Genomic DNA, 21,847 nt, shown 5'->3' on the forward strand with positions numbered 1-21,847 from the left:
TTAATCTATTTAAAATATCCCGCTGCGCAATGAGTCTTCAGACTTTTGCGCCTTTTTTAAAATGTTCTTGAAAGGCATAAATTTAATAGAAGTCTCCCGACTTTTTCCGTAAATATCTTAGAAATTCAACATGTTTGCTTATAAATCGAAACGCACTTACTTTAAATAGAAGTAAAAAAGCTACACATTGGCAGGTGTGTTACTTTATAGTTTTTTATAACTTTTGAAAATCATGTAGTTCTAAAAAAAATCACGGAAAAAGTCGGGAGACCTTTTGTCATATTTACTGTAGTTAAATTAAGTAAATGATAGTGTCTTGTTCCCCCCGCCAAAAAAAAAGAGGCTGTTTTGCAACAACCTCTTTAGGGAAAAACCATTCAAAACCATTCAAAAAACTTTAGTATGTTGTTTTTAACTCAACTCTTCTATTTTTGGCACGACCTAAAGCAGTTTTGTTAGTTGCTATTGGTTTACCTTCTCCAAATCCTAAAGCAAGCAATCTAGTTTCGGTGATACCTTTGCTTACTAAATATTGTTTTACAGATTCCATACGTTGCTGTGATAATGTGATATTGTATGCATCACTACCATTACTATCCGTATGTCCTTCGATTTGCAAATGGGTACCATCATAACGGTTTAAGATTAAAACCAACTCATTTAGTTCAACATAAGAAGATGTTTTTAACTTAGCGCTAGCATTTTCGAAGAAAATTTTACCCGCGATATAGGCAATTCTTTTGACATCTTTGGGTGCAATATCAGGACATCCTTTGTTTATAATATTTCCTTTTACGGTAGGACAACGGTCATCAATATCAGGAACACCGTCACCATCGGTGTCAGGACAACCTTTTAGTGCGACTGGCCCAGCAGCATCAGGACAACGATCCTCACTGTTTACAACACCATCTTTATCATTATCCAAAGGACATCCAAAGGCATCTACTTTGTTTCCAGCGGTTGTATTTGGGCATTTATCATCGATGTCAGCAACACCATCATTATCTGCATCGGGACACCCTTTTAAGGCTGCTGATCCAGCAGCATCAGGGCAACGGTCATTGCCATCGGCTACACCATCTTTATCACGATCAGGACAACCATTCAAGGCTGCTGATCCAGCAACATCTGGACATTCGTCTAGATAGTCGGCAACACCATCGTTGTCTTTATCCAGCGGACAACCATTTTTTTCTACAACTATACCTGCTGGAGTGTCAGGACATTTGTCATTTCTATCTGAAACACCATCATTATCGGCATCTTTTTTTTCACCTAAGTTAAAAGACAATCCCACAGTGTGCATTAAAAACAAATCTTTACTTCCTCCAGAAACTCCATCTCTATTGTCTCCATCAGTAAACATAAAGGTTTCTTGAACATTAAGCATCACAATAGGACTCAGTCTAAAGGTTAATCCTCCACCCGCTGTTGGAAGTAGATAATCAATCTTTTTACTATCGACATCCAGTTTTTTGTCAAAAAGCATAACCCCTAAACCTCCAAATACATAGGGTCTTACCACGTAATCTGGATTTAAAAGGTTAATTTTTAAATTCAGTGCAAGGGATGAAAACTCACTGTTAAAGTAACCATCCGCACGGTTGTAAGCTACAGTTCCTTTATTTGCAGCTAAGTTCAAATCAAAATATTTCCCTAAATATCTCGAAACAGATAAACCTCCAACTCCATAAAACGTCATATCGGTTTTATAAAAATCATTTCCTAGATCTCCGTTATACTGTGTTGCACCACCAGATATTCCAATATTCCATTTTCGATCTTCGGTTTGTGCATTCGTAATATATGTAAATGCTAGGCACGTACATAAGAATAGTAATTTTTTCATTTTGTGTCTTTGTTTAATTATTTACGTCAAAGGTCATTAACATATCGAGTTTTGGAGTTACAAAACTTTTGTTAATAGTTGTATCATTTACAGATTTACAGATTGAATAATTATCTGTATTTGACGATATTGTATTGGTAATGATATATTTGTGATAGGAAGGGGAGGCTATAATTAGCTGAGACTTACGGCGTCAGTTTTATAGCTACGTTAACGTTATAATATGTTCTAGAGGTATTTTTAAAGGGTTTTAGAAAGAGGGGCAGTCTAAAAGATTATAATAAACCTTTTATTTTTTTGAAGAAGCTAAAATTTGCAGTTTTTTTGAGTTCAATTTCGCCAATCAAAAAGCCATAAGGTTTCAATGGTTCGATGTGATCACAAATAATTTTGAGCATGGCAGTAAGTGGGATCGCCAAAATAATTCCAGGTATTCCCCACAGGAGTTCGCCCAATACCAATGCAATAATAGTAAACAATGGGTTTATTTTGACTTGAGGTCCCAACATCAAGGGTTCAATTAACCAGCCTTGTATAAATTGTACAATTCCATACGTAATTGCAATGCCACCTAGAAGGACAAGATTGCCTCCATGCATTGCGGCTATTAAAACAGTAAGGGCTGTTCCGGTAATGTTTCCAACAAAAGGAACTATCTCAAGAAAACCACAGAAAATGGCAAAAAAGAATGCATTCTCTAATCCAATGAAACTAAAACCAATATAATACATAATCCACAGACAAACAATCATTTTTGAAAGCCCCACCAAATACTGTTGGGATATATTTGCCACTTTGTGTATTATTTGTTCCATTTCCTTTTGTTGTGTTTCGGCAGTAAGTTTTAGAATAAACTGTTTGATATGGGAACGATAACACAATAAAAACAAAAAATAAGCTGTGACCAAAATAAGATTGGTCAATATCGCGGCAAGTGAGCTCAATAGGATTTGCATCATACTGGAATAGGAAGGCTTCTCTTCTTTGAAGATTTTGAATTGTTCTTCTATCGAAATATTAAAATGATTGAAAATGTATTTCTGAATGTAGGCGACAGTCTCAATAGTTTTATCTTTTAAGAGAGAGATGTCGTTCATTACTTCGGAGATTTTCCAACTTAGGATTGCAACTAAGCCTAATACAAAAAGCAATAATGTAAGAAGACAAAGAAACACAGCTATTCCTTTTGGAATTTTCTTTTTTTCCATCCAATTGCAAAATGGCAAAAATAGCATAGCCAAAATCCCTCCAATTACAAAAGGCATAATGAATACTTTGCCGTAATATAATCCAGCAAATATAAGAAAAAACAAAAGTAATTTCTTTATGACAGCAGTTGTTGAGGTAGTCATTTTTTTTGCCTTTTATTTAAAAAATTGTGTAGTATGCAATTACTGTATATCAATTCGAGTGTTCTCTTGTGGAAAGTTCAAGCAAAAAAATACTCGAACTGAGTTTTCCTCTTTAAAAACTAATCACATCCGATGGATATGATTCTTTTTTTATCAATTTTATGGACCAGAGCAGTTCTTTTACAAAAACTGAAGCCAGTTTATCCGTTTCTGCTTTATGGACAGCATTTCCTAAATCGTCAAATTCCTCTTGTACTTTTGCAATTGGCAAATAAGCAGGAATAGTAAAGGCTTTTATTTTCCAAAGCACAAATTGTAAAAAAATTAAAGCTTGTGATCCTGCATATCCTCCAGCCGAAACAGTTGAAATTCCAATAGGTTTGTGTTCCCACTCGGCATACAAAAGATCAATGACATTTTTTAAACTGGCGGGAAAACCACCATTATATTCGGGTGTAACAATAATAATCCCATCGGATGTTTTGATTTTATCTGCAAATTCAAGTACAGAAGTTGTAGGTTTTGTTTGAAATTGCAATCGCTCTTCAAAAACAGGGAAATTATAACTTTTCAAATCTAGTATTTCGACTGTGGCCAATTTATTTTCACTCACATACTTTTGCAAGTACAATGCAACATTGTGGCTTTTTCGGCCCATTCTTATACTAGATGAAATAATTGAAATATGATACATAGCGTTTGTTTTTTTAAATTATAATAATAAATAACAGGCTATAGATTTCTTACTTTTGCTGTAATGGCAATATTAGATTTTTTAAAAGCCTCTGATGTAAAATCAATAGGAATAATTCTTGAATCGCCAGTCTCGTTTTTTGGGGATATTATTTTACCCACTTTGCAATAACTTCTTGAATTGTATGCCAATTCTTGTTCTATTTTATACATCTTTTTAGTTTTATAAGTTTTGTTTTCTGGATTTAACTCAGATACCTCCTCAGTATCCAAGCCATTGTTTCATGTTCTTCCATTAATCCAGTCATAAAATCGGCGGTACCAGCATCTCTATTTTCTTCGGAACACACCTTAATGTCTTCTCGCAATTGAACGATAACAGTTTCTTGATCCTCTAAGAGTTCTAGAATCATGTCTTTTTGTATAGGATACTTATTTGGGTTTTCCTTAATTCTTGTGAGTTCCGAAAACTCTTTCATCGTACCAATTGTTTTTCCACCCAATTTGCTGATGCGTTCTGCAATTTCATCGATAGATGCTTCCAATTGTTTGTATTGACTTTCGAATAATTTATGCAATTCCATAAAACTATTGCCCGATACATTCCAATGAAATTTTCTAATTTTAATGTACAAAGCCATTTCATCGGCCAAAATAGTAGATAGAAATGCAATGCTTTTTTGTAAATTTTGTTTACTGATTCCAATTTGAGGTTCCATATTTTCTTGTTTTAACAATTGTTAGTTTGATTTTCTGGTTTTGATTATTCAAATTCAGAAATCTTTAGAATGCAAAGTTGGGAACTTAAGGGGGTATTGTTGTTGTATAACTTTTGAAAATAGTTGCAGAATTTACAGATGTTTATTTTGTATGCTATTTAAAGTCAGTGTTTTATAATCTGAATTTATTGAAATTTAATCGAAATGTAATTTGTTTTTTATTAGAATATGGTTCTTTTATCTCTCAATTTTACCGATATTAGAGTGCGGGATTATAGCTCAAAATCCCCAGTGTTTTAGTAGAAAAAATGCAAAAAAACTAAGTATGGTAGTATTGACACTTATTCGACACGGACAGTCGACCTATAATTTAGAAAATCGTTTTACAGGGAATACAGATGTGGCACTTACTTCGTTTGGGAAAGAAGAAGCTACGCTATTCGGCCACCAAATGGAGAAAGCTTAGCCGATACTTACAATAGAGTTGTTCCTTATTATAAAAAGGAGATAGAACCAAAACTAAAAGTAGGACAAAATATTTTGGTAGTAGCTCACGGCAATAGCCTAAGAGCTTTGATCATGTATTTGGAAGGGATTGGTAAAAAAGAAATCGTCGGTTTTGAAATTCCTACTGCTTCTCCAAGACTTTATGTTTTCGACTCTAATCTAAATATAAAGAGCGTGAATTATTTGTAAACAAGTTTGTATCCATAAAACTAAGATTCATCTTTTGTAGTTCGTATCAAACTAATTCCTGCAATAAAGAAAACAGTACCCAAAACCCCATAAATAACTAACGCTCTAATGTCTCTGTCGCTGCCGGAAGTATTTGTAAATATAACCGCATCGTAAATCAGACCTCCAATTCCGAGAGCCGTTAATAATGCACCAAAAATTCGTTTGATATTCATGATTTTTATTTTTTAAAATTTAGTAATTCAACTAGTTTCCAGTTTTTAGTCTATAAAAAGTGCTGATTTTAACAATAGTTCTAAAACAGCCCCGCTTTTTTATAAATATTGTTGAGAAAACGAATTACAACGTTTATAGACAACTCTAAAAACTGTGGCTGTGACTGCGACTGAAAACTGCGACCTTAATAGTTGTAAAATTTATAATGCTATTATGGAGCTTGCTTTACATTCTCTCCATATACCAATTCAATTCTTTTTTTATTTTTTTGAATTCAAATAGAGACGATATTATTTTTTGCAAACGAACAAATGCCGTTTCGCTTTTTACCACATAATCAAAAGCTTGATGGTGCATGCATTCTATAGCAACCTCGATTTTGTCCTGAGAAGACAGCATAATGACAGCAATTTCAGGATTGAACGCTTTTATTTTATCCAGGGTGTCAATACCGTTAATAGCTTCTTTATCAATACCATCGAGGTGATAATCCAAAATAATTACATCGGGATTGTTGGATAGATTGGCCAAGCAAAGTTCTCCGGTAGAGTAGGTTTCGATCTCAAAATCAGCATGATCCATAAACTCTATTTCCAAAGATTTCAAGAATAGGGCGTCATCATCTACTAAGAATAGTTTTATTTTATTTGAGGTATTCATTTTAAGGTGTTTTTTAATGTTTGTAACTCTACTTCTAATTCTTTACAGGCTTGCATGCACACGTTTTCAAGTTGAAAAATCATCTTTTCCATTTCATTATTTTGCGACTGTATGATTACAAATTCCTGAATCTTTTTGGCCATGTTTTCAAAATCGGAATGAATTCCCACAATTGAAAAAGAAGGGATTATTTTATGAATGGCTGCATGTAATAAATCCCAGTCTTTATCAATCAAGCTTTGTTTTAAGGTATTGATTAGTTGAGGTGTTTGTTCTAGATACAAGTCAATCATTTCGATCATCAATTTAGGATTGGATTTGGTGCGGTGGTTCAAGTAATCAAGGTTTATATATTTTACTTTTTCACCCTCAATACCTTCTGAAGTGCTATTTTTATTTAATTTTGAGTTTATGGGTTTTTTTATTAACCCCACAATTTTGCTATACAATACTCTTTCATCAATAGGTTTTGCAATGTAATCGTTCATGCCTACTGCTTTGCATTTAGCCAAATCTACTGTAGTTACATCCGCCGTTAAAGCAATAATTGGAATAGTAGATTTCAACGTTTCTCTAATGTATTCTGTGGCTTCAAAGCCGTTCATTTCGGGCATTTGCAAGTCCATCAAAACAACGTCGTATTGATTTGCTTGGAGCTTTTCGATGGCAATTTTTCCGTTTTCGGCAATATCACGTTCAAAACCAAAATCATCCAATACTGTTTTCATCAATAATTGATTGAGGGCCATATCTTCGACCACCAATACTCTGATCCCCTTAATTTCATTATCTAATTCCATTATTTCATTTTCTAGTGCTGCATCTGCTTTTGTTTTTAGAAAAGGTAAAGTAAAACTAAAACGGGAATATTCGTTTATTTTACTTCGAACCCTAATGCTTCCTCCTTGGGATTCTACCAATTGTTTTACAATGGCAAGTCCAAGTCCAGTTCCACCATATAATCGAGAAGTATCACTTGATGCTTGTTGAAAATTTTCAAAAATACTTTCTATTTTATTTTCTGAGATCCCTATCCCTGTATCATTAACAGCAAATTCGATGATTACTTTTTCATCATCTTCAAACATTAAATGAACACTTACTGTGATGATTCCTTTGTTCGTAAATTTCACTGCATTGCTTACCAAATTTAAAATAATTTGGTGCAAACGGACTGAATCTCCTAGCAAAACCTCTGGAATTTTATCGTCGTATTCGGATACTAATTTTAAATTTTTTTCCTGAATTTTGGTTTCAAATAAATGAAGCATTGACGACAATGATTTTTTTATTTTGAAAGGAGTTTGCTCAAATGTCATTTTTCCGGCATCTACTTTTGCTAAATCCAAAATGTCATTTATAAGAACAATTAGAGCGTCGCCACTCATTTTAATGGCCATCAAATATTCTTTTTGCTTGGCTGTTAATTCAGTTTTCAAGACCACTTTTGTAAAACCAATGATGGCATTCATCGGGGTCCGAATCTCATGACTCATGTTCGACAAAAATTGCTGTTTTGCTTTTACTGCATTTACTGCTATTTCTGTGGCCAGTTCTGCTTTGCTTTTGGCTTCTTCGGCCAGTGTTGTTGCTAGTTCTGCAAAAACCTTGGCTTCTAATAGTTCTGTAGCAATTCTTTTCTGTTCTGTAATGTCTCTGGCTACCACAACAGCTCCTACTACATTTCCTCTGTCATCTTTGTAAACGGAACCGTTAAACAAAACATCGGTAAATTTACCGTCCATAATCGTAAGCGGATAATCGACAACAAAGCCTTTAGAAAAAACTTTTTTATATCCTTCTCGTGCTTTTTGGGGTTCTGTAAAATAATCAAAAAAATCGGAACCTATTAATTGGTCTCTAGAAACGCCTGTAACCAATGCTGTTGCTTCATTGGTATCCGTAATTTTTCCGTTGGGAGATATGGTGAATAATGGATCTCGACTGGCTTCAATCAAACTCAAAGAATATTGGGAAGCCAATTTAAGCGAATAACTGTGGGCTTCTAATTCTTTGTTGGCAATCTCTCGTTTCTCTTTCTCTTTGTTTTGAAATTCAAGTTCTATATCGGCAATTACGAGTTCGGCAGCCCTATTTTCTTTCTCACCTGTTTGAAAAATAAGTTCTTTATTGGCAATGTGTAATTCGTCGGCTCTTTTCTCTTTTTCATCATTTTGAAAAGCCAATTCTTTATTGGCAATCACTAACTCAGCCGCTCTTTTTTCTTTGACTTTATTTTGATACGCCAGTTCTTCATTGGCAATAACCAACTCTGCGGCTCTATTTTCTTTCTCATCGTTTTGATAGGCCAATTCTTTGTTGGCAATCAATAATTCAGCAGCTCGTTTCTCTTTTTCTTTGTTCTGAAAAGCCAATTCCTTATTGGCAATTCCCAATTCATCGGCTCGTTTTTCTTTCTCGTCATTTTGGTATGCCAATTCTTTGTTGGCGATGCCTAATTCGGCTGCACGTTTTTCTTTTTCTTCATTTTGGTATGCCAATTCCTTGTTGGCAATGCCCAATTCATCGGCACGTTTTTCTTTTTCATCATTTTGAAAAGCCAATTCTTTGTTGGCAATTCGCAATTCCAGCGCCCATTTTTGTTCGGCGATATCTCTGGCAACAATAACTACCCCTTTTATATTGCCGCGATTGTCTCGATATACAGAACCATTAAATAATACTTCGGTTAGTTTTCCGTTTTTATGGCGAAGGGTAAGCGGGGAATCTGAAACGGAGCTTTTGGCAAATACCTCTTGATAAACATCATGAGCTTTGTTGGGTTCGGTAAAATAATCTTTAAAATAAGTTCCAGTCAATTCTTCTCTTGATATTCCTGTAATATGGGTCAACGCCTGATTCATATCCATAATTTTCCCTTCGGTACTTATGGTTACCAAAGGATCCAAACTGGCTTCTATTAAACTACGGGCGTATTGTGATTCTTGCATGGAGAGATTTGGTTTTTCTTGTTTAATTTATAATTGGATTTTTCAAACTATGGTGTCATCAAATTCCCAATTTCTTCAATAGGACTTCGTCTTTTATCTTTTAACTGTTTAAAGTGAGTAGGAGATAAGCCTGTAACTTTCTTAAACTGACTCGATAAATGAGCTACACTGCTATATCCCATTTTCCAGGCAATTTCGGTAATATTGAGTTCTCCGTAAATAATCAATTCTTTGATTCTTTCGGTTTTATGTGAAATGATAAACTGTTCGATTGTGGTGCCTTGCACTTCCGAAAAAAGATTGGACATATAGGTATAATCATGATTTAATTTTTCATGCAAATATTCCGAAAAATTGATTTTTATGTTTTCATCGGCATGATGTACCATTTCAATAATTACATTTTTTATTTTCTCGATCAGCATGGCTCTTTTGTCGTCCATTAATTCGAGCCCCGAATCTAATAAGCCTATTTTCAGTTGTTCCCTTTGGTACATAGAAATAGTTTCCATGATTTCTACTTCGCCCAAATCAACCACAATAAAGTGTAGACCAAGTTTTTTCAACTCTTCTTTCACCGCCATTTTACAGCGATTACTAACCATGTATTTGATATATAATTTCAAGTTGTTTACTATTTAAGGGATGCGGTAAAGGTCGTCTAGATATTTAGAATCGATGTTATACAACTTCCCTAAATTGTTGTATAATTCACAGATTATGAATATTGACTCATTAGTAATTTAAAAAACACTCCCGACTCCCGAAGGGTATGGATTGTGATCAAAAGTTTTACCATGTAAGAAATATAAGAACAGATAAGTTATTACTTTATTATCCAGCTTAAATGACCTTATATTTCTTATATGGTTAAAATTAAATACTGTTTATTTTAGAATACAACCCTTTTCACTAATCACTAAATTATTTTTTTGATAGCGATTTCTTAAGCTGTTTAATGATTTTCGCATACAAAAGATTTTCATCAATGGGCTTAGATATGTAATCATTCATTCCTACTGTTTTTGATTTTTGTACATCTACCTTGGTCACATCTGCAGTAAGCGCTATGATAGGGATTTTAGAATTCATCGTATTCCTAATATAATCAGTAGCTTCAAATCCGTTCATTTCGGGCATTAGTATGTCCATTAAAACGATGTCATAACTATTTTCTTTTAGTTTTTCTATGGCTACTTTACCGTTTTCGGCGATGTCGCATTGAAAACCAAATTCCTCTAAAATGATTTTTATCAAAAGTTGATTCAGTGGAATATCTTCTGCCACCAAAACTTTTACATTTTCGATTCCTTCTATTGTATTAGAAATAGCTTCTATATCGGAAGGAGTTTCAGTGCCAAATTTTTCAAAATCCATGATAAAGCCAAATGTAGATCCTTTCCCTTCTTCACTTTTTACGATTAATGTACCCCCTTGATGTTCTACCAGTTTTTTAACAATGGCAAGACCTAAACCAGTTCCTCCATATAATCGTGAAATATCGGTAGAGGCTTGTTCAAAATTATCAAAAATGTGTGCCAGTTTATTTTTAGGAATTCCAATACCTGTATCGGTTAGGGTAAATTCTAATGTAGTTTTTTTAGAATCTTCGTTTAACATTTGAACACTCAATATTATTTTTCCTGCCTCAGTAAATTTTATGGCATTACTTATTAAATTCAAAATAATTTGTCGCAAACGCATGCAATCACCAACGATATATTCTGGAATCCGGGTATCATATTGTTGCTCTAGTTTTAAATTTTTCTCAGCACATTTAGATTCAAATAAATAAAAGATGTCGGCAATGGATTCAAATATGTTAAAGTTTTTTTTGTCGAATGTCATTTTTCCAGCATCTACTTTGGCAAGATCCAGAATGTCATTTATTAAAACAATCAAAGCATTTCCAGAAGATTTAATGGCTGTAATAAATTCTTTTTGCTCTTTACTCAAATCGGTTTTTAAAGCCACATTGGTAAATCCTATTATAGCATTCATCGGAGTCCTAATCTCATGACTCATATTCGATAAAAATTGTTGTTTGGACTTTAAGGCATTTTCGGCAATTTTTGTATTTTGTTCTGCAATACGCTTAGCCTCAATTAATTCATCTTTTAGATGGATGTGTGCTGTAACTTCATAAGCAATAATGGTAACTCCTATAATGGTTTCATCGGCATCAAGATAAGGTTGATAAACAAAATTAAAATAAACATTTTCTAATTGTCCTTTGCGCATCAAAGGGACGAGGAGTTCATATCCTTCTTGGGCAATACCCGTTGTGTAAACCTCTTCGAGCATTTTAGGGATTGGGCCATCTTTTAATTCGGGTAAAACAGCAATTAGTGGTTTGCCCTCTATGTTACTGCCTTTTCCCCATATTTCTTTAATACTGTCATTGGCTAAGGCAATCATCATGTCTTTTCCTTTTAATATGGCAAATGAGAAAGGCGATTGCATCAGCATCATGTTATAGCGTTTATTGCTGTCTTCTATTGATTTAAGCGCTTTTTTCTCGACTTGAAGTTGTACTTCCAATACTTTTTTCTCTTTTACTTGGAGTTCAATGGCCAAATGGCGAACATCAGTAATGTCTATAATTGTTAAGACAATTAATTCTTCATTTTCACGAGCCTGAATAATGCGGTGGGCATTGAGCAGCATTATTTTTTTACCAATAACCGGAAAAACATGCTCTACTTCAAAATCATGAAAACGGTTGTTTTTCGGAACGATTTCCTCCAGTAGTTCTCTTAATCTCTGGATATTCCATTGGTTATTCCCTAATCTATACAATGATTTTCCAATGCATTCTTCTTCGGTTACATGAAACGTTTTGCAAAAGGATTTGTTGGCCGATTTGATTTTAATGTCTTTATCCAGTATAAGCACGGGTTCATGAACGGTAGAGAGTATGGCTTCGTTATAATGGTATAATTCTTCTACTTGCTGAATTCTGGAATGTAATTCTTGATTGCTGCTGACCAATTCTTCATTGGTCGATTCAATTTCTTCTTTGGAGGTTTCCAGTTCTTCATTTAAGCTTTGCAATTCTTCATTACTCGATACTATTTCTTCGTTAGCACTTTGCAATTCTTCGTTGGCCGCTTCTTGGTCATGTGTGATAGAGCCCATATCAGCTCGGGCTGCTGCAAGTTCTTCTTCCAGTTTTTTTATTCTGCGATCTTTTGCAATGGTATTGTTTTGTTGTCCTTTTATCGATTCTTCTTCCGTTTCGTGTTGTATGTATCCAGTGAAAATAACAATCAACAAAGGTTCTTCTCCTTCAATATTAAGCGGAATCGCCTCAATGTTTACAATTTGAATGGTGTTGTCTATTGGATTCCGATTCATTTCAATCCCCATTTTCTTAATGGGTAGTTTTGTTTTAATGGCATGATGAATGGCGTTTCGCAACTCAAATGTGATCTCGATATGTGCCATTTTCAAGATATTAAAACTAGCCTTCCCCGGAGAATGCTGCAAATACAAGGAAGTAGATCCTCGAAATTGAAGGATTTCTAAATCGTAATTAATGATGACACTGGCAGGTACATGGTGTTCTAGTAACACGGTATCAAAAGCCATTCCCATAGTACCGTTTACGGATGTAGGTACTTTTTTGAAAGAGGAGGTCGGTATTGTATTTTTATCTGGCATGGTAGAATGAGAAATTCGTGAGGTAAGGTCTGGAATGGTACGTAATCCTGAATTTTTTTTTCGGGAATAGAATTTAAATTTTTTATCGAGAATCGTAAAAAGTTGTGCCGATGTTCCAATGGTTTCCGATTTTCCAAGCATCAAACAGCCGCCATCGTTTAGGGCGTAATGAAAAGTGGAAATGGCTTTTTTCTGAGCGGTGGTGTCCAAATAAATTAGCATATTTCGGCAACTGATAAAATCCATTCTTGAAAATGGAGGATCCCGCAAGATATTATGTTTGGCAAACACACATACATCTCGTAACTCTTTAGAAATTCGGTAATTGTTTTTTGATTTCACAAAGAAACGCTGTAGTCGTTCTGGAGAAACGGTTGCCAATTGTGCAGTCGAATATTCTCCAATGCGAGCAATCCGAATGGCATCTGCACTGAGGTCTGAAGCAAAAATTTGAAAAGGAATGCTATTAGAATTGTTTTCTTGAATTTCGATCAATAACATAGCGATAGAATAAACTTCTTCGCCAGTGGCACAAGCCGCTACCCATAGACGGAGTGTTTGGTCTGCTGTTTTGGTTTCGAGTAGTTTGGGGAGAATTACATTTTTTAGATGTAAAAAAGCCTCGGTATCTCTAAAAAAGTCAGTTACATTGATTAACAAATCCTGATACAGTAAATCGACTTCATTATTTTCATTTGAAAGTAATTCGGCGTATTCATTTAGAGTTTTAATTTTATGAACTAGCATTCTGCGAAGCATTCTCCTCTTTATAGTATTCATCTTGTAGTGACTGAAATCTACATTTTTTCTTTTGTGTAAAAGCTGGAGAATCCTATTTAATTCTGGATTACTGATTTCTATTGTTGCTTCGACTGTTTTTTTTAGGGGTTTATTGATTAGTAATGGCTGTTGACTTATGCGTGTTAATTCTATTCCAATTTCTTTTGGAGATAAAACAAAATCAACAATCCCAGCTGCAATGGCAGAATTGGGCATACTAGTAAATTTGGCTGATTCGTCTTGAGCAAAAGTGATGCCACCTGCCTGTTTTATTTCTTTTAATCCTTTTGTGCCATCATTGGCCGATCCCGATAAAATTACACCAATAACATTTTCCTGGTGTGTTACGGCCAAAGAAGAAAAAAGCAGGTCAATGGATGAGTTTGAAGTTCGGTCTTTAGGTCGGGGAATTAGTTTGATGTGCCCGTCTGTTACTTCAATTTCTTTGTTATTGGGAATCACGTAGACGTTATTGGGTTTCATTAATTCCATATTGTCAATCAAGTGAACCTCCATTTGAGTCACTTTAGACAAAAGCACATCGAGTAAACTTTTATGATCTGGACTTAGGTGTTGGACATATATAAAAGCCATACCTGTAGTAGGAGAAAGGTTTTTCAATAATTGCGTTACTGCTTCAAGCCCCCCAGCAGATGCACCTATGGCTACAACAGTAAAAGGTTTTTTTTTCAACTCCTTCTTTGAAAACGGAAGTGTTTTTGTAGGGGTTTTTGAGGGTTTGATTTCTTTTATTGTTGCTAAGTTGTTGGGTAGTGGTTTAAGTAAACTATTGCCGTCTATGGAGGAAATTAATTTCATTTTCCAATATTTACTTTGGACAGTTACATTAAAAAGAAGTATTCTCTATAATCCATCCCATAAATAGAGATTATCCCTAACAAATGTAGTTATAATCAGAGCCAATAACTAGTAATAAAGAACTTATTTTTTCGAAATTACAACAAAACAGTTGAGTTATTTGCTTGAAAAACAATGATTAAACTTATGGATACGAAAAAGGTTTACCATATAAGAAACATAAGTTATCACCTTTACATTCTGTTTAAATTGTATTATATTTCTTTAATTATTGAAATTTAATGCTATTTATTTTAGATTAAATCTTTAATAGTAAATTAGGATCTGGACAGTTTTCTAAATAATAATCTAGTTTGTTTTTACTGCAAACTCCTGGATAATCGCCAAAGTTATCTTCTATGTTTTTTATAATTTGAAAATGCAAATGAGGCGCATAATCACCATTTACGGATGAATCTCCTAAAGTTGCAATTGTAGTTCCTTTTTCGAAAAAATCACCTACTTTGAGAGAAGCAATACTTTCTAGGGATAAATGCCCGTATAAAGTATAAAAAGTTAGATTTTTTATTTGATGTTCCAATATAATAGTTGGGCCATAATCACCTACATTGTTATTGTATTGAAAACTATGCACTTTTCCATCCAAAGCTGTTAAAACTGGAGTTCCTGCTTTGATCCATAAATCTAAACCGATGTGAATGTTTCTTTCCTCGGTGTTCAAATCATTAAAAGCAGCACTTCGTTTATACAAATTGCGTATTTCATTATAACCTCCATACGCCACTTTTGCGTTATTTTTATCTAAATGACTTTCGATAAATGTTTCAAAATTAGAAGCGTTTGTAACATCCATTTGAGTTATTTCAATATTTTCAACAGATAAATCTAAGGGAGCGTATTGGGAATAGGGGATAGTGCTGTCTATTACTTTGATGTCTTTTAAATCTAAAAATAAAGTTTCTAATGGTATCATTCAAGTATGGCGATAAGTTTTAAATAAAGATAAAAAAAAATCCCAATCTTAAATAATTGGGATTTTGAATTTGACGTTTTAAATCTATTTTGGAGATAATTTACAAAGTAATTCCGTTGTACAAATCCCAAATTGGAAAAATAAGATCATAATCATACCAATTTAAGTTACCATCTACAATTTGATAACTGGAAAATAGTTTTTGATCTAAATATTTTTTTATTGAAGGATTTTGTGATTTATCAAGAAATGGTTTAAAATCAATAAATTTCTCGGTTTCATCATCAAAAATAATATGCAAAGTATATCCTCCTAGATATTTAGCTGATTTAATAGCTATGATTTTGGTATTAGGATCTTGGTTGTATGAAACAGTTATCTTCATCTTATTTTTTTTGTAATTTTTTCAAATTTAACATCCTTATGATAGACAAAATAGTCAACCCATTTTTGAACCACTTTTTCAGAATAATTTTCTAAAAATATTTCGAAGTTTTTTAAATCATTCCCTATTATTGGTTTTTTACCTTTTACTTCTGTTATTTTAACTTCAGTAATAATGCCTTCAATTATATAAAATTCTGCTTTACTTTCATATTCTGCTTTTTTTGCATGTACATGTATGGGTTCATGCTCATTATAATAAAAATAAATGAGAATTCCTAAGTATTCGAAAAGTTTTGGTATATAAAAGTTTTAACCAAATTTAAGTATTTTTTTTCTATAAAAAAATCCCAAGCTGTTGAAGATTGGGATTTTAAAAACTAAAAATTATTGCTTAATACAAACTCGGAAACTTCGAAGGATTTACCTCATTCATCATCGCGTATACTTTTTCATAAATATCTTCTGCCGAAGGTTTAGAGAAGTAATCTCCATCTGTTCCATAAGCAGGTCTGTGTTCTTTGGCAGTCAAGGTTTGTGGCTTACTGTCTAGATGATTGTAAGCATCTTGTTGCTCTATGATTTGTTGCAAAATATAAGCAGATGCTCCACCAGGAAGATCTTCATCAATAACCAATAATCGGTTGGTTTTTGCAACACTTTTTATAATATCCTGATTGACATCAAATGGAAGTAAAGACTGTAAATCGATAATTTCGCAATTAATACCTGCTTCAAGTAGTTCATTGGCAGCTTGTTCTACTAATCTTAAGGTTGATCCATAAGAAACAAGTGTAATGTCAGTCCCTTTTCTCAACGTTTCCACAACTCCAATTGGCGTTTTGAATTCTCCGTAATTCAAAGGCATTTTTTCTTTCAATCGATAACCATTCAAACATTCGATAACCAAAGCAGGTTCGTCACATTCTAGTAAAGAATTGTAAAAACCAGCGGCTTGTGTCATATTTCTTGGAACCAAAACATGGATTCCTCTAATGGCATTGATGATCATTCCCATTGGAGAACCAGAATGCCAAATACCTTCTAATCGATGCCCACGGGTACGAATAATGAGAGGTGCTTTTTGTTTTCCAACGGTTCTGTATTGTAAAGTGGCTAAATCGTCACTCATAATTTGGATCGCATATAGTAGGTAATCCAAATACTGAATTTCGGCTATCGGACGTAATCCTCTTAATGCCATTCCAATTCCTTGTCCTAATATAGAAGCTTCACGAATACCGACATCGGCAACGCGTAACTCTCCATATTTCTCTTGCATTCCTTCAAGGCCTTGGTTTACATCACCAATGTTTCCTGCATCTTCCCCAAAAATTAATGATTCTGGGTATTTAGAGAAAATAGCGTCAAAGTTATCTCTCAATATCATTCTGCCATCAGTATCTTCCTTGGCATCATTTGGATAAACAGGTAAAACTTCTTTAACAGAAAATACATTTTTATCAGAGTTTGAAAATAAGTTACTGCTAAATTTCTCCTGTGTTTTGTTGATATATTTAGTAATCCAACTGGATAATTCTAATTTGTCTTCTTCATTGATAATAGAACGCAATGTTTTTCGGGCCATTACCAATATTTCTTTTTTCAAAGGAGATTTAATACCTTTTAAACTAGCAGTATTTCTAAGAATTTCTTCTTTTTTAGTGCTTGTTACCGCGATTCTTTCTAATATGGCAACCAATTCTTTTTGTTCTTCAACAATTGGCTCTATAAAAGCATTCCAAGCGGCTTTTTTACCTTCAAATACTTCTTTTTTAGCATCAAGATCAATAGCGTCAATCTCTTCTGGCGATGCAATATTGATAGCAATCATCCATAATTTCATTTGACGAATACAGTCAAAATCTTTTTCCCAAGCTAATCGGGCTGCATTTTTATATCTTTCGTGTGAACCAGAACTAGAGTGTCCTTGAGGTTGTGTTAGTTGATTGACATGAATTAAAACAGGAACGTGTTTTTCACGCGCAATTTCAGCCGCTTTTTCGTAAGTAGCAATCAAATCAACATAATCCCAACCTTTTACTCTTAAGATTTCAAATCCGTTGGTTCCTTCTTCTCTTTGGTATCCTTTTAAGATTTCAGAAATGTTTTCTTTGGTGGTTTGATGTCTTGCATGTACCGAAATACCGTACTCATCATCCCAGACACTCATTACCATTGGCACTTGTAATACACCGGCAGCATTTATGGTTTCAAAAAACAACCCTTCAGAGGTACTTGCGTTTCCAATGGTTCCCCAGGCAATTTCATTTCCATTTATAGAAAAGTTACTTGCATTTTCGATACCAGGAACATTTCTATATATTTTTGAAGCTTGTGCTAATCCCAATAAACGAGGCATTTGCCCAGCAGTTGGAGAAATATCAGAACTAGAATTTTTTTGTTCGGTTAAGTTTTTCCAAGATCCATCTTCATTCAAACTATGGGTTGCAAAATGCCCTCCCATTTGTCTTCCTGCAGACATTGGCTCCTGTTTTATATCAGTATGAGCATATAATCCGGCAAAGAATTGTTGTATGGTCAATTCGCCTATAGCCATCATAAAAGTTTGATCGCGATAATATCCGGAACGAAAATCCCCATTTTTAAAGGATTTAGCCATGGCAAGTTGTGGAACTTCTTTACCATCACCAAAGATTCCGAATTTGGCTTTTCCGGTTAATACTTCTTTTCGCCCCAATAAACTACATTCTCTGCTTATTATGGCGATTTTGTAATCATTTATGACTTCGGTTTTAAAGTCTTCAAATGTTAAACCAGTATTCACTTTCTCTTTTATCATATTGTAGATAATATTTATTTTTTAAAGGAATATGGAATCGCCAGATCTTTATTAGTGTTTGTATTAACAGTTGTCATGGCGATTTCATAATTTAAAAAGTATAGCTTTTGAACTGCAAATCTAATCAAAAACTATCTATATATCATTATACAATTTTGTATTTTTATAAATAATTAACAAATAATTTTTAGTAAAATGGATTTATTTTTACGAAATGTGTAATTTTAATTGAATTTATTGAGTAATAATTCAATATTTTAAAGTTTTTGTTTTGAATTAAAACCATTTTCGGGTAAAAAGATTAATTAATGATTTAGGATTAAATACAAAGATAAATCGTACTTTTTCATCGTAATGTTTTTGTGTTATTTCAAAACCATTTGAAGAATAGACCGGAAAGAACAATTCAAAATAATCTTGTACCAGATTTAATCGGATACCGCTATCATATAGGAATGCATTATTTTGTCCTTTATTTTTGGCAAAACCAAAATCGGCATAAGCATCAATCCAGTTCCAAATTGTATAACTCATATTGGTTGTGGCTAGCCATTTATTAGATTCTGAAGGGGTTACAAATGATTTAAATCCACCTTGTGCCAATAAATATTGCTGGCTTAAAATGCCTGTGGACTCAGATCGGGCAAAAATATTAGAATCAAAAAGATAATCATTAGGTCTCGACACACCAAAATTATAGTTTTGGGTATTATAGGTATTGTATAAAAATGTCCCTGCAAATGCCCTGAAATTAATGAAACGTTTGTTATTAAAAAGTTTTCGGTATCCTATTTCAGCAGATACTTTCCCAAAATAGCCCGAAAACTGAACATCCGTTAGGAATTTAATATGACTGGTTACTTCGGTTTTAATATTGTGATATCCCACATTTAAAATGGAATAATTGTCTGTACTATCCACTACAATAGCAGATGGCTCTTTGTTGATGATGTTATATCTTATAGTTATAGCTTGTTTTCTATTGTCTCTATAGTTGGGTTCTCTTAAAAACAAGGACAAACTGGGGTATAATTTCAAATAAGCGGCATCTGGGGCATAATGAAAATAAGATCCGTTTAGGGAATACCGAACATAGTATAATCTTCCCGTTCTTAAATGTTGATTAATAGCCAATACATAAGTACCCACAATCGATTTGGTGTTTATGGAGTACATTGGGTTCAAAACAAACGTAAAGGGCTTGTCAAAGATACTGTAGTTGTAAAAACTAATTCCAGGCGAAAGGCCATCATAAAAATTATAATAAAAGGTAGGATTGTAAAATAATTGGGAGTGATGGGGATCTTCTAAATCTTCAAAAAAAGTAAGTTTCAACGGGCGATTTAGCGAAAAAGAATGCAAAGATTTCCAATTGTTCCTCAAATTAAATTCGGGTACTTCATTACTATAATTGAGGACTAATTTATCCATATTTTTTCTTTCGAATGTAAGAGTAGAGTCTATTTCGTTGGTTTCTAGCCATTTTTTAAATACAATTTGTTTTTTTTTAATTCCAAATACCGGCATCGGAACCAATGGTACTCCTTTATTTTTCACGATGAAAGTAACGCTGTCTTTTGTTTTAGAAACATCTTCAAATTTATAATCGATATTTTCTCGACTATCAATAATATATTTAAAAAACCAATCGATATTTTTTGGAGTCTTTGATTTGAGTATGTTTTCAAAATCGCTTCTAGAGGTTATTTTTTCTTTGTTTAGTGTATAAAATTGTTGAATTCCGTTGGTCACCAATTCATTACCAAGATAGTCGTCTAAGTATTTGATACTCAATCCTGCTTTGTATTTATTGGCAATTTGAACATTGTATTTAATTAATGAATTTTTTGGCGTACGGAGTGGCTGGTCTAGATTTTTTCGGGCCATAAGCATATAATAATGACTGTATTGCTCGTTGAAATCGGTTTGGGCCATTTTGAATCCCCGTAATAAAAAATATTTAGAAGCAGATCCCATCATCTTACTTTCAGGATGGAATTTAGCAATGTAATTCATCATGGTAAAAACCTGAATGCCATCATAAATCCAGTTTTCTTTTCTGGGATCTAATTGCAGGCTGTTTCTTAGAAAGATATTGAGATAAGTTTTAAGAAATTTAATTTCAAATAGAAAATCATCACGAAACGGTCTCATGAATTTAGGTAATTGATTCAATCCATAAAACGGATTTCGGTCATAATCTGCTTGTGAAATTATTATTTTACTAAAAGGATATGTCCCAATTTGTTCTCTGGTTAAGATTGCAATTCGGTTAATAATAAGCGATTTAATAGAGTCTTTTGCTTTACTACCAGACCTGAGATTAGTAATGATTTCCAAATCCCCAACTTTATAACTTTTATAGTTCGATTCCTTTTCAATAATAAGGCTGAAATCGGCTCTATTTTTAGCTGTTAAGTTGTAGGTTGTTTCCGTTTCATTTTGGGTTGATTTGCTGATGTTTAGGTCGGTAATTAGAGTTCTGTTTTTGGGAATTCTAAAACTAATTTCAAAATCAGAAACGGCATTGGCAATATCGTCTAAGTTTTCATTACTGTATTTAATAAATTGATGGTCTTCATAGCGGGCAGGGGTAAGGAACCAGTTTTTTAGGTTCATACTCTTGTCGTCAGAATAGCCGTACTTGGTAAATTTATCACTCGGGATTTTAGAGACATAGGAAAGTCGCAAAGTGATCTTTTGGTTGGGTTCCAATTTTTTGTTTAATGGAAGCTCAATAAAATCGGGGTGTTTTTTAGTTCTTTCCCAGAGAAAGACATTTTTGTTTTCATCTTCAATTATTAAATTAATAGTTTCTCCGCGTTCTTCTACTGTAGCCAAATGAAAGTGATTGTAAAACTCATCCGAAAAACGCTTACCCAAAGGACTTTCTCTGTCGGAGAAGGCATTATTCCAATCATTTAGAACGATAGAAGTCAAGGTGTCATTACTAGTATTGTAATAAATGATTTCTTGATGAATGAACAAGGTCTTGGTATCCATATTTACCTCAACAGACATTTTGGAGTGATGCTGTGCGTATTGTTTTTGTGAAACTAACAAAACAATAACAAATAGGATGATTTTACTGTAAGTTTTCAATCTGGGGATGTGTAAATTTACTGAAATGTATAAAATAGCAGTACAATTTACAAAAAATTAAGAAAAGTTCAGCATTAAACGGAAGAAAAAAAGTAAACCACGACCCGAGCGGTCAAGTCATTAAGGTTAAGCTTTATTGTTTCTCGCAAAGACGCGAAGGCGCAAAGTTCAGAATTGTTTTCTT

General features: G+C 33.6%; 17 protein-coding genes. 2 read left to right on the forward strand and 15 right to left on the reverse strand.

Annotated elements, in window-relative coordinates:
* Positions 1 to 397 precede the first annotated feature (397 nt).
* From FNW52_RS21255 to FNW52_RS18145, 5 genes are all read right to left on the reverse strand, one after another.
* Entirely contained in the window at positions 398 to 1,852 is a 1,455-nt protein-coding gene (locus tag FNW52_RS21255; protein ID WP_143378902.1) for an OmpA family protein, read from the reverse strand.
* A gap of 275 nt (positions 1,853 to 2,127) precedes the next feature.
* On the reverse strand, positions 2,128 to 3,204 hold the full coding sequence (locus FNW52_RS18135; protein ID WP_143378903.1) for an AI-2E family transporter: 1,077 nt from the start codon (positions 3,202 to 3,204) through the stop codon (positions 2,128 to 2,130).
* A gap of 112 nt (positions 3,205 to 3,316) precedes the next feature.
* Entirely contained in the window at positions 3,317 to 3,898 is a 582-nt protein-coding gene (locus FNW52_RS18140) for an NADPH-dependent FMN reductase (protein WP_143378904.1), read from the reverse strand.
* Positions 3,899 to 3,936: 38 nt separating this feature from the next.
* Entirely contained in the window at positions 3,937 to 4,110 is a 174-nt protein-coding gene (locus tag FNW52_RS20910) for a hypothetical protein (protein WP_185966034.1), read from the reverse strand.
* 32 nt (positions 4,111 to 4,142) lie between these two features.
* Positions 4,143 to 4,616, reverse strand: coding sequence for a Dps family protein (locus FNW52_RS18145; RefSeq protein WP_143378905.1), 474 nt, complete (start codon positions 4,614 to 4,616; stop codon positions 4,143 to 4,145).
* Between the two features lie 325 nt (positions 4,617 to 4,941).
* Between FNW52_RS18145 and FNW52_RS21200 the strand changes: the two genes are divergently transcribed.
* Complete coding sequence (locus tag FNW52_RS21200) at positions 4,942 to 5,082, forward strand: histidine phosphatase family protein (protein ID WP_255515643.1); 141 nt, start codon at positions 4,942 to 4,944, stop codon at positions 5,080 to 5,082.
* The gene (locus tag FNW52_RS18150; protein ID WP_255515647.1) at positions 5,055 to 5,312 is read left to right on the forward strand and encodes a 2,3-bisphosphoglycerate-dependent phosphoglycerate mutase; all 258 of its coding nucleotides are present in this window, start codon (positions 5,055 to 5,057) and stop codon (positions 5,310 to 5,312) included. The genes FNW52_RS21200 and FNW52_RS18150 overlap by 28 nt, the downstream gene beginning before the upstream one ends.
* Before the next feature lie 20 nt (positions 5,313 to 5,332).
* On the opposite strand, the gene FNW52_RS18155 is transcribed toward FNW52_RS18150, so the two are convergent.
* The 10 genes from FNW52_RS18155 to FNW52_RS18200 form a co-directional block, all read right to left on the reverse strand.
* Complete coding sequence (locus FNW52_RS18155; protein WP_143378906.1) at positions 5,333 to 5,527, reverse strand: hypothetical protein; 195 nt, start codon at positions 5,525 to 5,527, stop codon at positions 5,333 to 5,335.
* A 226-nt stretch (positions 5,528 to 5,753) separates the two neighbouring features.
* Positions 5,754 to 6,188: a response regulator gene (locus FNW52_RS18160; RefSeq protein WP_143378907.1), complete on the reverse strand. Its 435-nt coding sequence runs from the start codon at positions 6,186 to 6,188 to the stop codon at positions 5,754 to 5,756.
* Positions 6,185 to 9,139 carry a PAS domain S-box protein gene (locus tag FNW52_RS18165; protein ID WP_221933412.1) on the reverse strand — a complete coding sequence of 985 codons (2,955 nt, stop codon included), beginning with the start codon at positions 9,137 to 9,139 and terminating at the stop codon, positions 6,185 to 6,187. The genes FNW52_RS18160 and FNW52_RS18165 overlap by 4 nt, the downstream gene beginning before the upstream one ends.
* Before the next feature lie 47 nt (positions 9,140 to 9,186).
* Positions 9,187 to 9,744 (reverse strand): AraC family transcriptional regulator, encoded by a 558-nt coding sequence (locus FNW52_RS18170; RefSeq protein ID WP_143378923.1) that lies wholly within the window; start codon positions 9,742 to 9,744, stop codon positions 9,187 to 9,189.
* Positions 9,745 to 10,063: 319 nt separating this feature from the next.
* The gene (locus FNW52_RS18175) at positions 10,064 to 14,401 is read right to left on the reverse strand and encodes a CheR family methyltransferase (protein WP_143378908.1); all 4,338 of its coding nucleotides are present in this window, start codon (positions 14,399 to 14,401) and stop codon (positions 10,064 to 10,066) included.
* 298 nt (positions 14,402 to 14,699) lie between these two features.
* Positions 14,700 to 15,374: a peptidoglycan DD-metalloendopeptidase family protein gene (locus FNW52_RS18180; RefSeq protein ID WP_143378909.1), complete on the reverse strand. Its 675-nt coding sequence runs from the start codon at positions 15,372 to 15,374 to the stop codon at positions 14,700 to 14,702.
* 100 nt (positions 15,375 to 15,474) lie between these two features.
* A complete protein-coding gene (locus FNW52_RS18185; RefSeq protein ID WP_143378910.1) occupies positions 15,475 to 15,759 on the reverse strand; it encodes a DUF2442 domain-containing protein in 285 nt (94 codons plus the stop codon).
* Complete coding sequence (locus tag FNW52_RS21345; protein ID WP_143378924.1) at positions 15,756 to 16,061, reverse strand: DUF4160 domain-containing protein; 306 nt, start codon at positions 16,059 to 16,061, stop codon at positions 15,756 to 15,758. Before FNW52_RS21345 ends, FNW52_RS18185 begins: the two co-directional genes overlap by 4 nt.
* A gap of 91 nt (positions 16,062 to 16,152) precedes the next feature.
* A complete protein-coding gene (locus FNW52_RS18195) occupies positions 16,153 to 18,561 on the reverse strand; it encodes a thiamine pyrophosphate-dependent enzyme (protein ID WP_143378911.1) in 2,409 nt (802 codons plus the stop codon).
* Positions 18,562 to 18,837: 276 nt separating this feature from the next.
* Complete coding sequence (locus FNW52_RS18200; RefSeq protein WP_370511577.1) at positions 18,838 to 21,663, reverse strand: aminopeptidase; 2,826 nt, start codon at positions 21,661 to 21,663, stop codon at positions 18,838 to 18,840.
* Positions 21,664 to 21,847 lie beyond the last annotated feature (184 nt).

This window comes from Flavobacterium sp. ZT3R18, from assembly GCF_007097385.1.
Classification (GTDB): domain Bacteria; phylum Bacteroidota; class Bacteroidia; order Flavobacteriales; family Flavobacteriaceae; genus Flavobacterium.

Bases quoted from the DNA above. Each gene is read 5' to 3' on its own strand.
- FNW52_RS18185 (WP_143378910.1), bottom strand. From the start codon at position 15,759: ATGAAGATAACTGTTTCATACAACCAAGATCCTAATACCAAAATCATA.
- FNW52_RS18140 (WP_143378904.1), bottom strand. From the start codon at position 3,898: ATGTATCATATTTCAATTATTTCATCTAGTATAAGAATGGGCCGAAAA.
- FNW52_RS18165 (WP_221933412.1), bottom strand. From the start codon at position 9,139: ATGCAAGAATCACAATACGCCCGTAGTTTAATAGAAGCCAGTTTGGAT.
- FNW52_RS18135 (WP_143378903.1), bottom strand. From the start codon at position 3,204: ATGACTACCTCAACAACTGCTGTCATAAAGAAATTACTTTTGTTTTTT.
- FNW52_RS18155 (WP_143378906.1), bottom strand. From the start codon at position 5,527: ATGAATATCAAACGAATTTTTGGTGCATTATTAACGGCTCTCGGAATT.
- FNW52_RS18145 (WP_143378905.1), bottom strand. From the start codon at position 4,616: ATGGAACCTCAAATTGGAATCAGTAAACAAAATTTACAAAAAAGCATT.
- FNW52_RS18170 (WP_143378923.1), bottom strand. From the start codon at position 9,744: ATGGTTAGTAATCGCTGTAAAATGGCGGTGAAAGAAGAGTTGAAAAAA.
- FNW52_RS21200 (WP_255515643.1), top strand. From the start codon at position 4,942: ATGGTAGTATTGACACTTATTCGACACGGACAGTCGACCTATAATTTA.
- FNW52_RS18160 (WP_143378907.1), bottom strand. From the start codon at position 6,188: ATGAATACCTCAAATAAAATAAAACTATTCTTAGTAGATGATGACGCC.
- FNW52_RS21255 (WP_143378902.1), bottom strand. From the start codon at position 1,852: ATGAAAAAATTACTATTCTTATGTACGTGCCTAGCATTTACATATATT.
- FNW52_RS20910 (WP_185966034.1), bottom strand. From the start codon at position 4,110: ATGTATAAAATAGAACAAGAATTGGCATACAATTCAAGAAGTTATTGC.
- FNW52_RS18175 (WP_143378908.1), bottom strand. From the start codon at position 14,401: ATGAAATTAATTTCCTCCATAGACGGCAATAGTTTACTTAAACCACTA.
- FNW52_RS18180 (WP_143378909.1), bottom strand. From the start codon at position 15,374: ATGATACCATTAGAAACTTTATTTTTAGATTTAAAAGACATCAAAGTA.
- FNW52_RS18195 (WP_143378911.1), bottom strand. From the start codon at position 18,561: ATGATAAAAGAGAAAGTGAATACTGGTTTAACATTTGAAGACTTTAAA.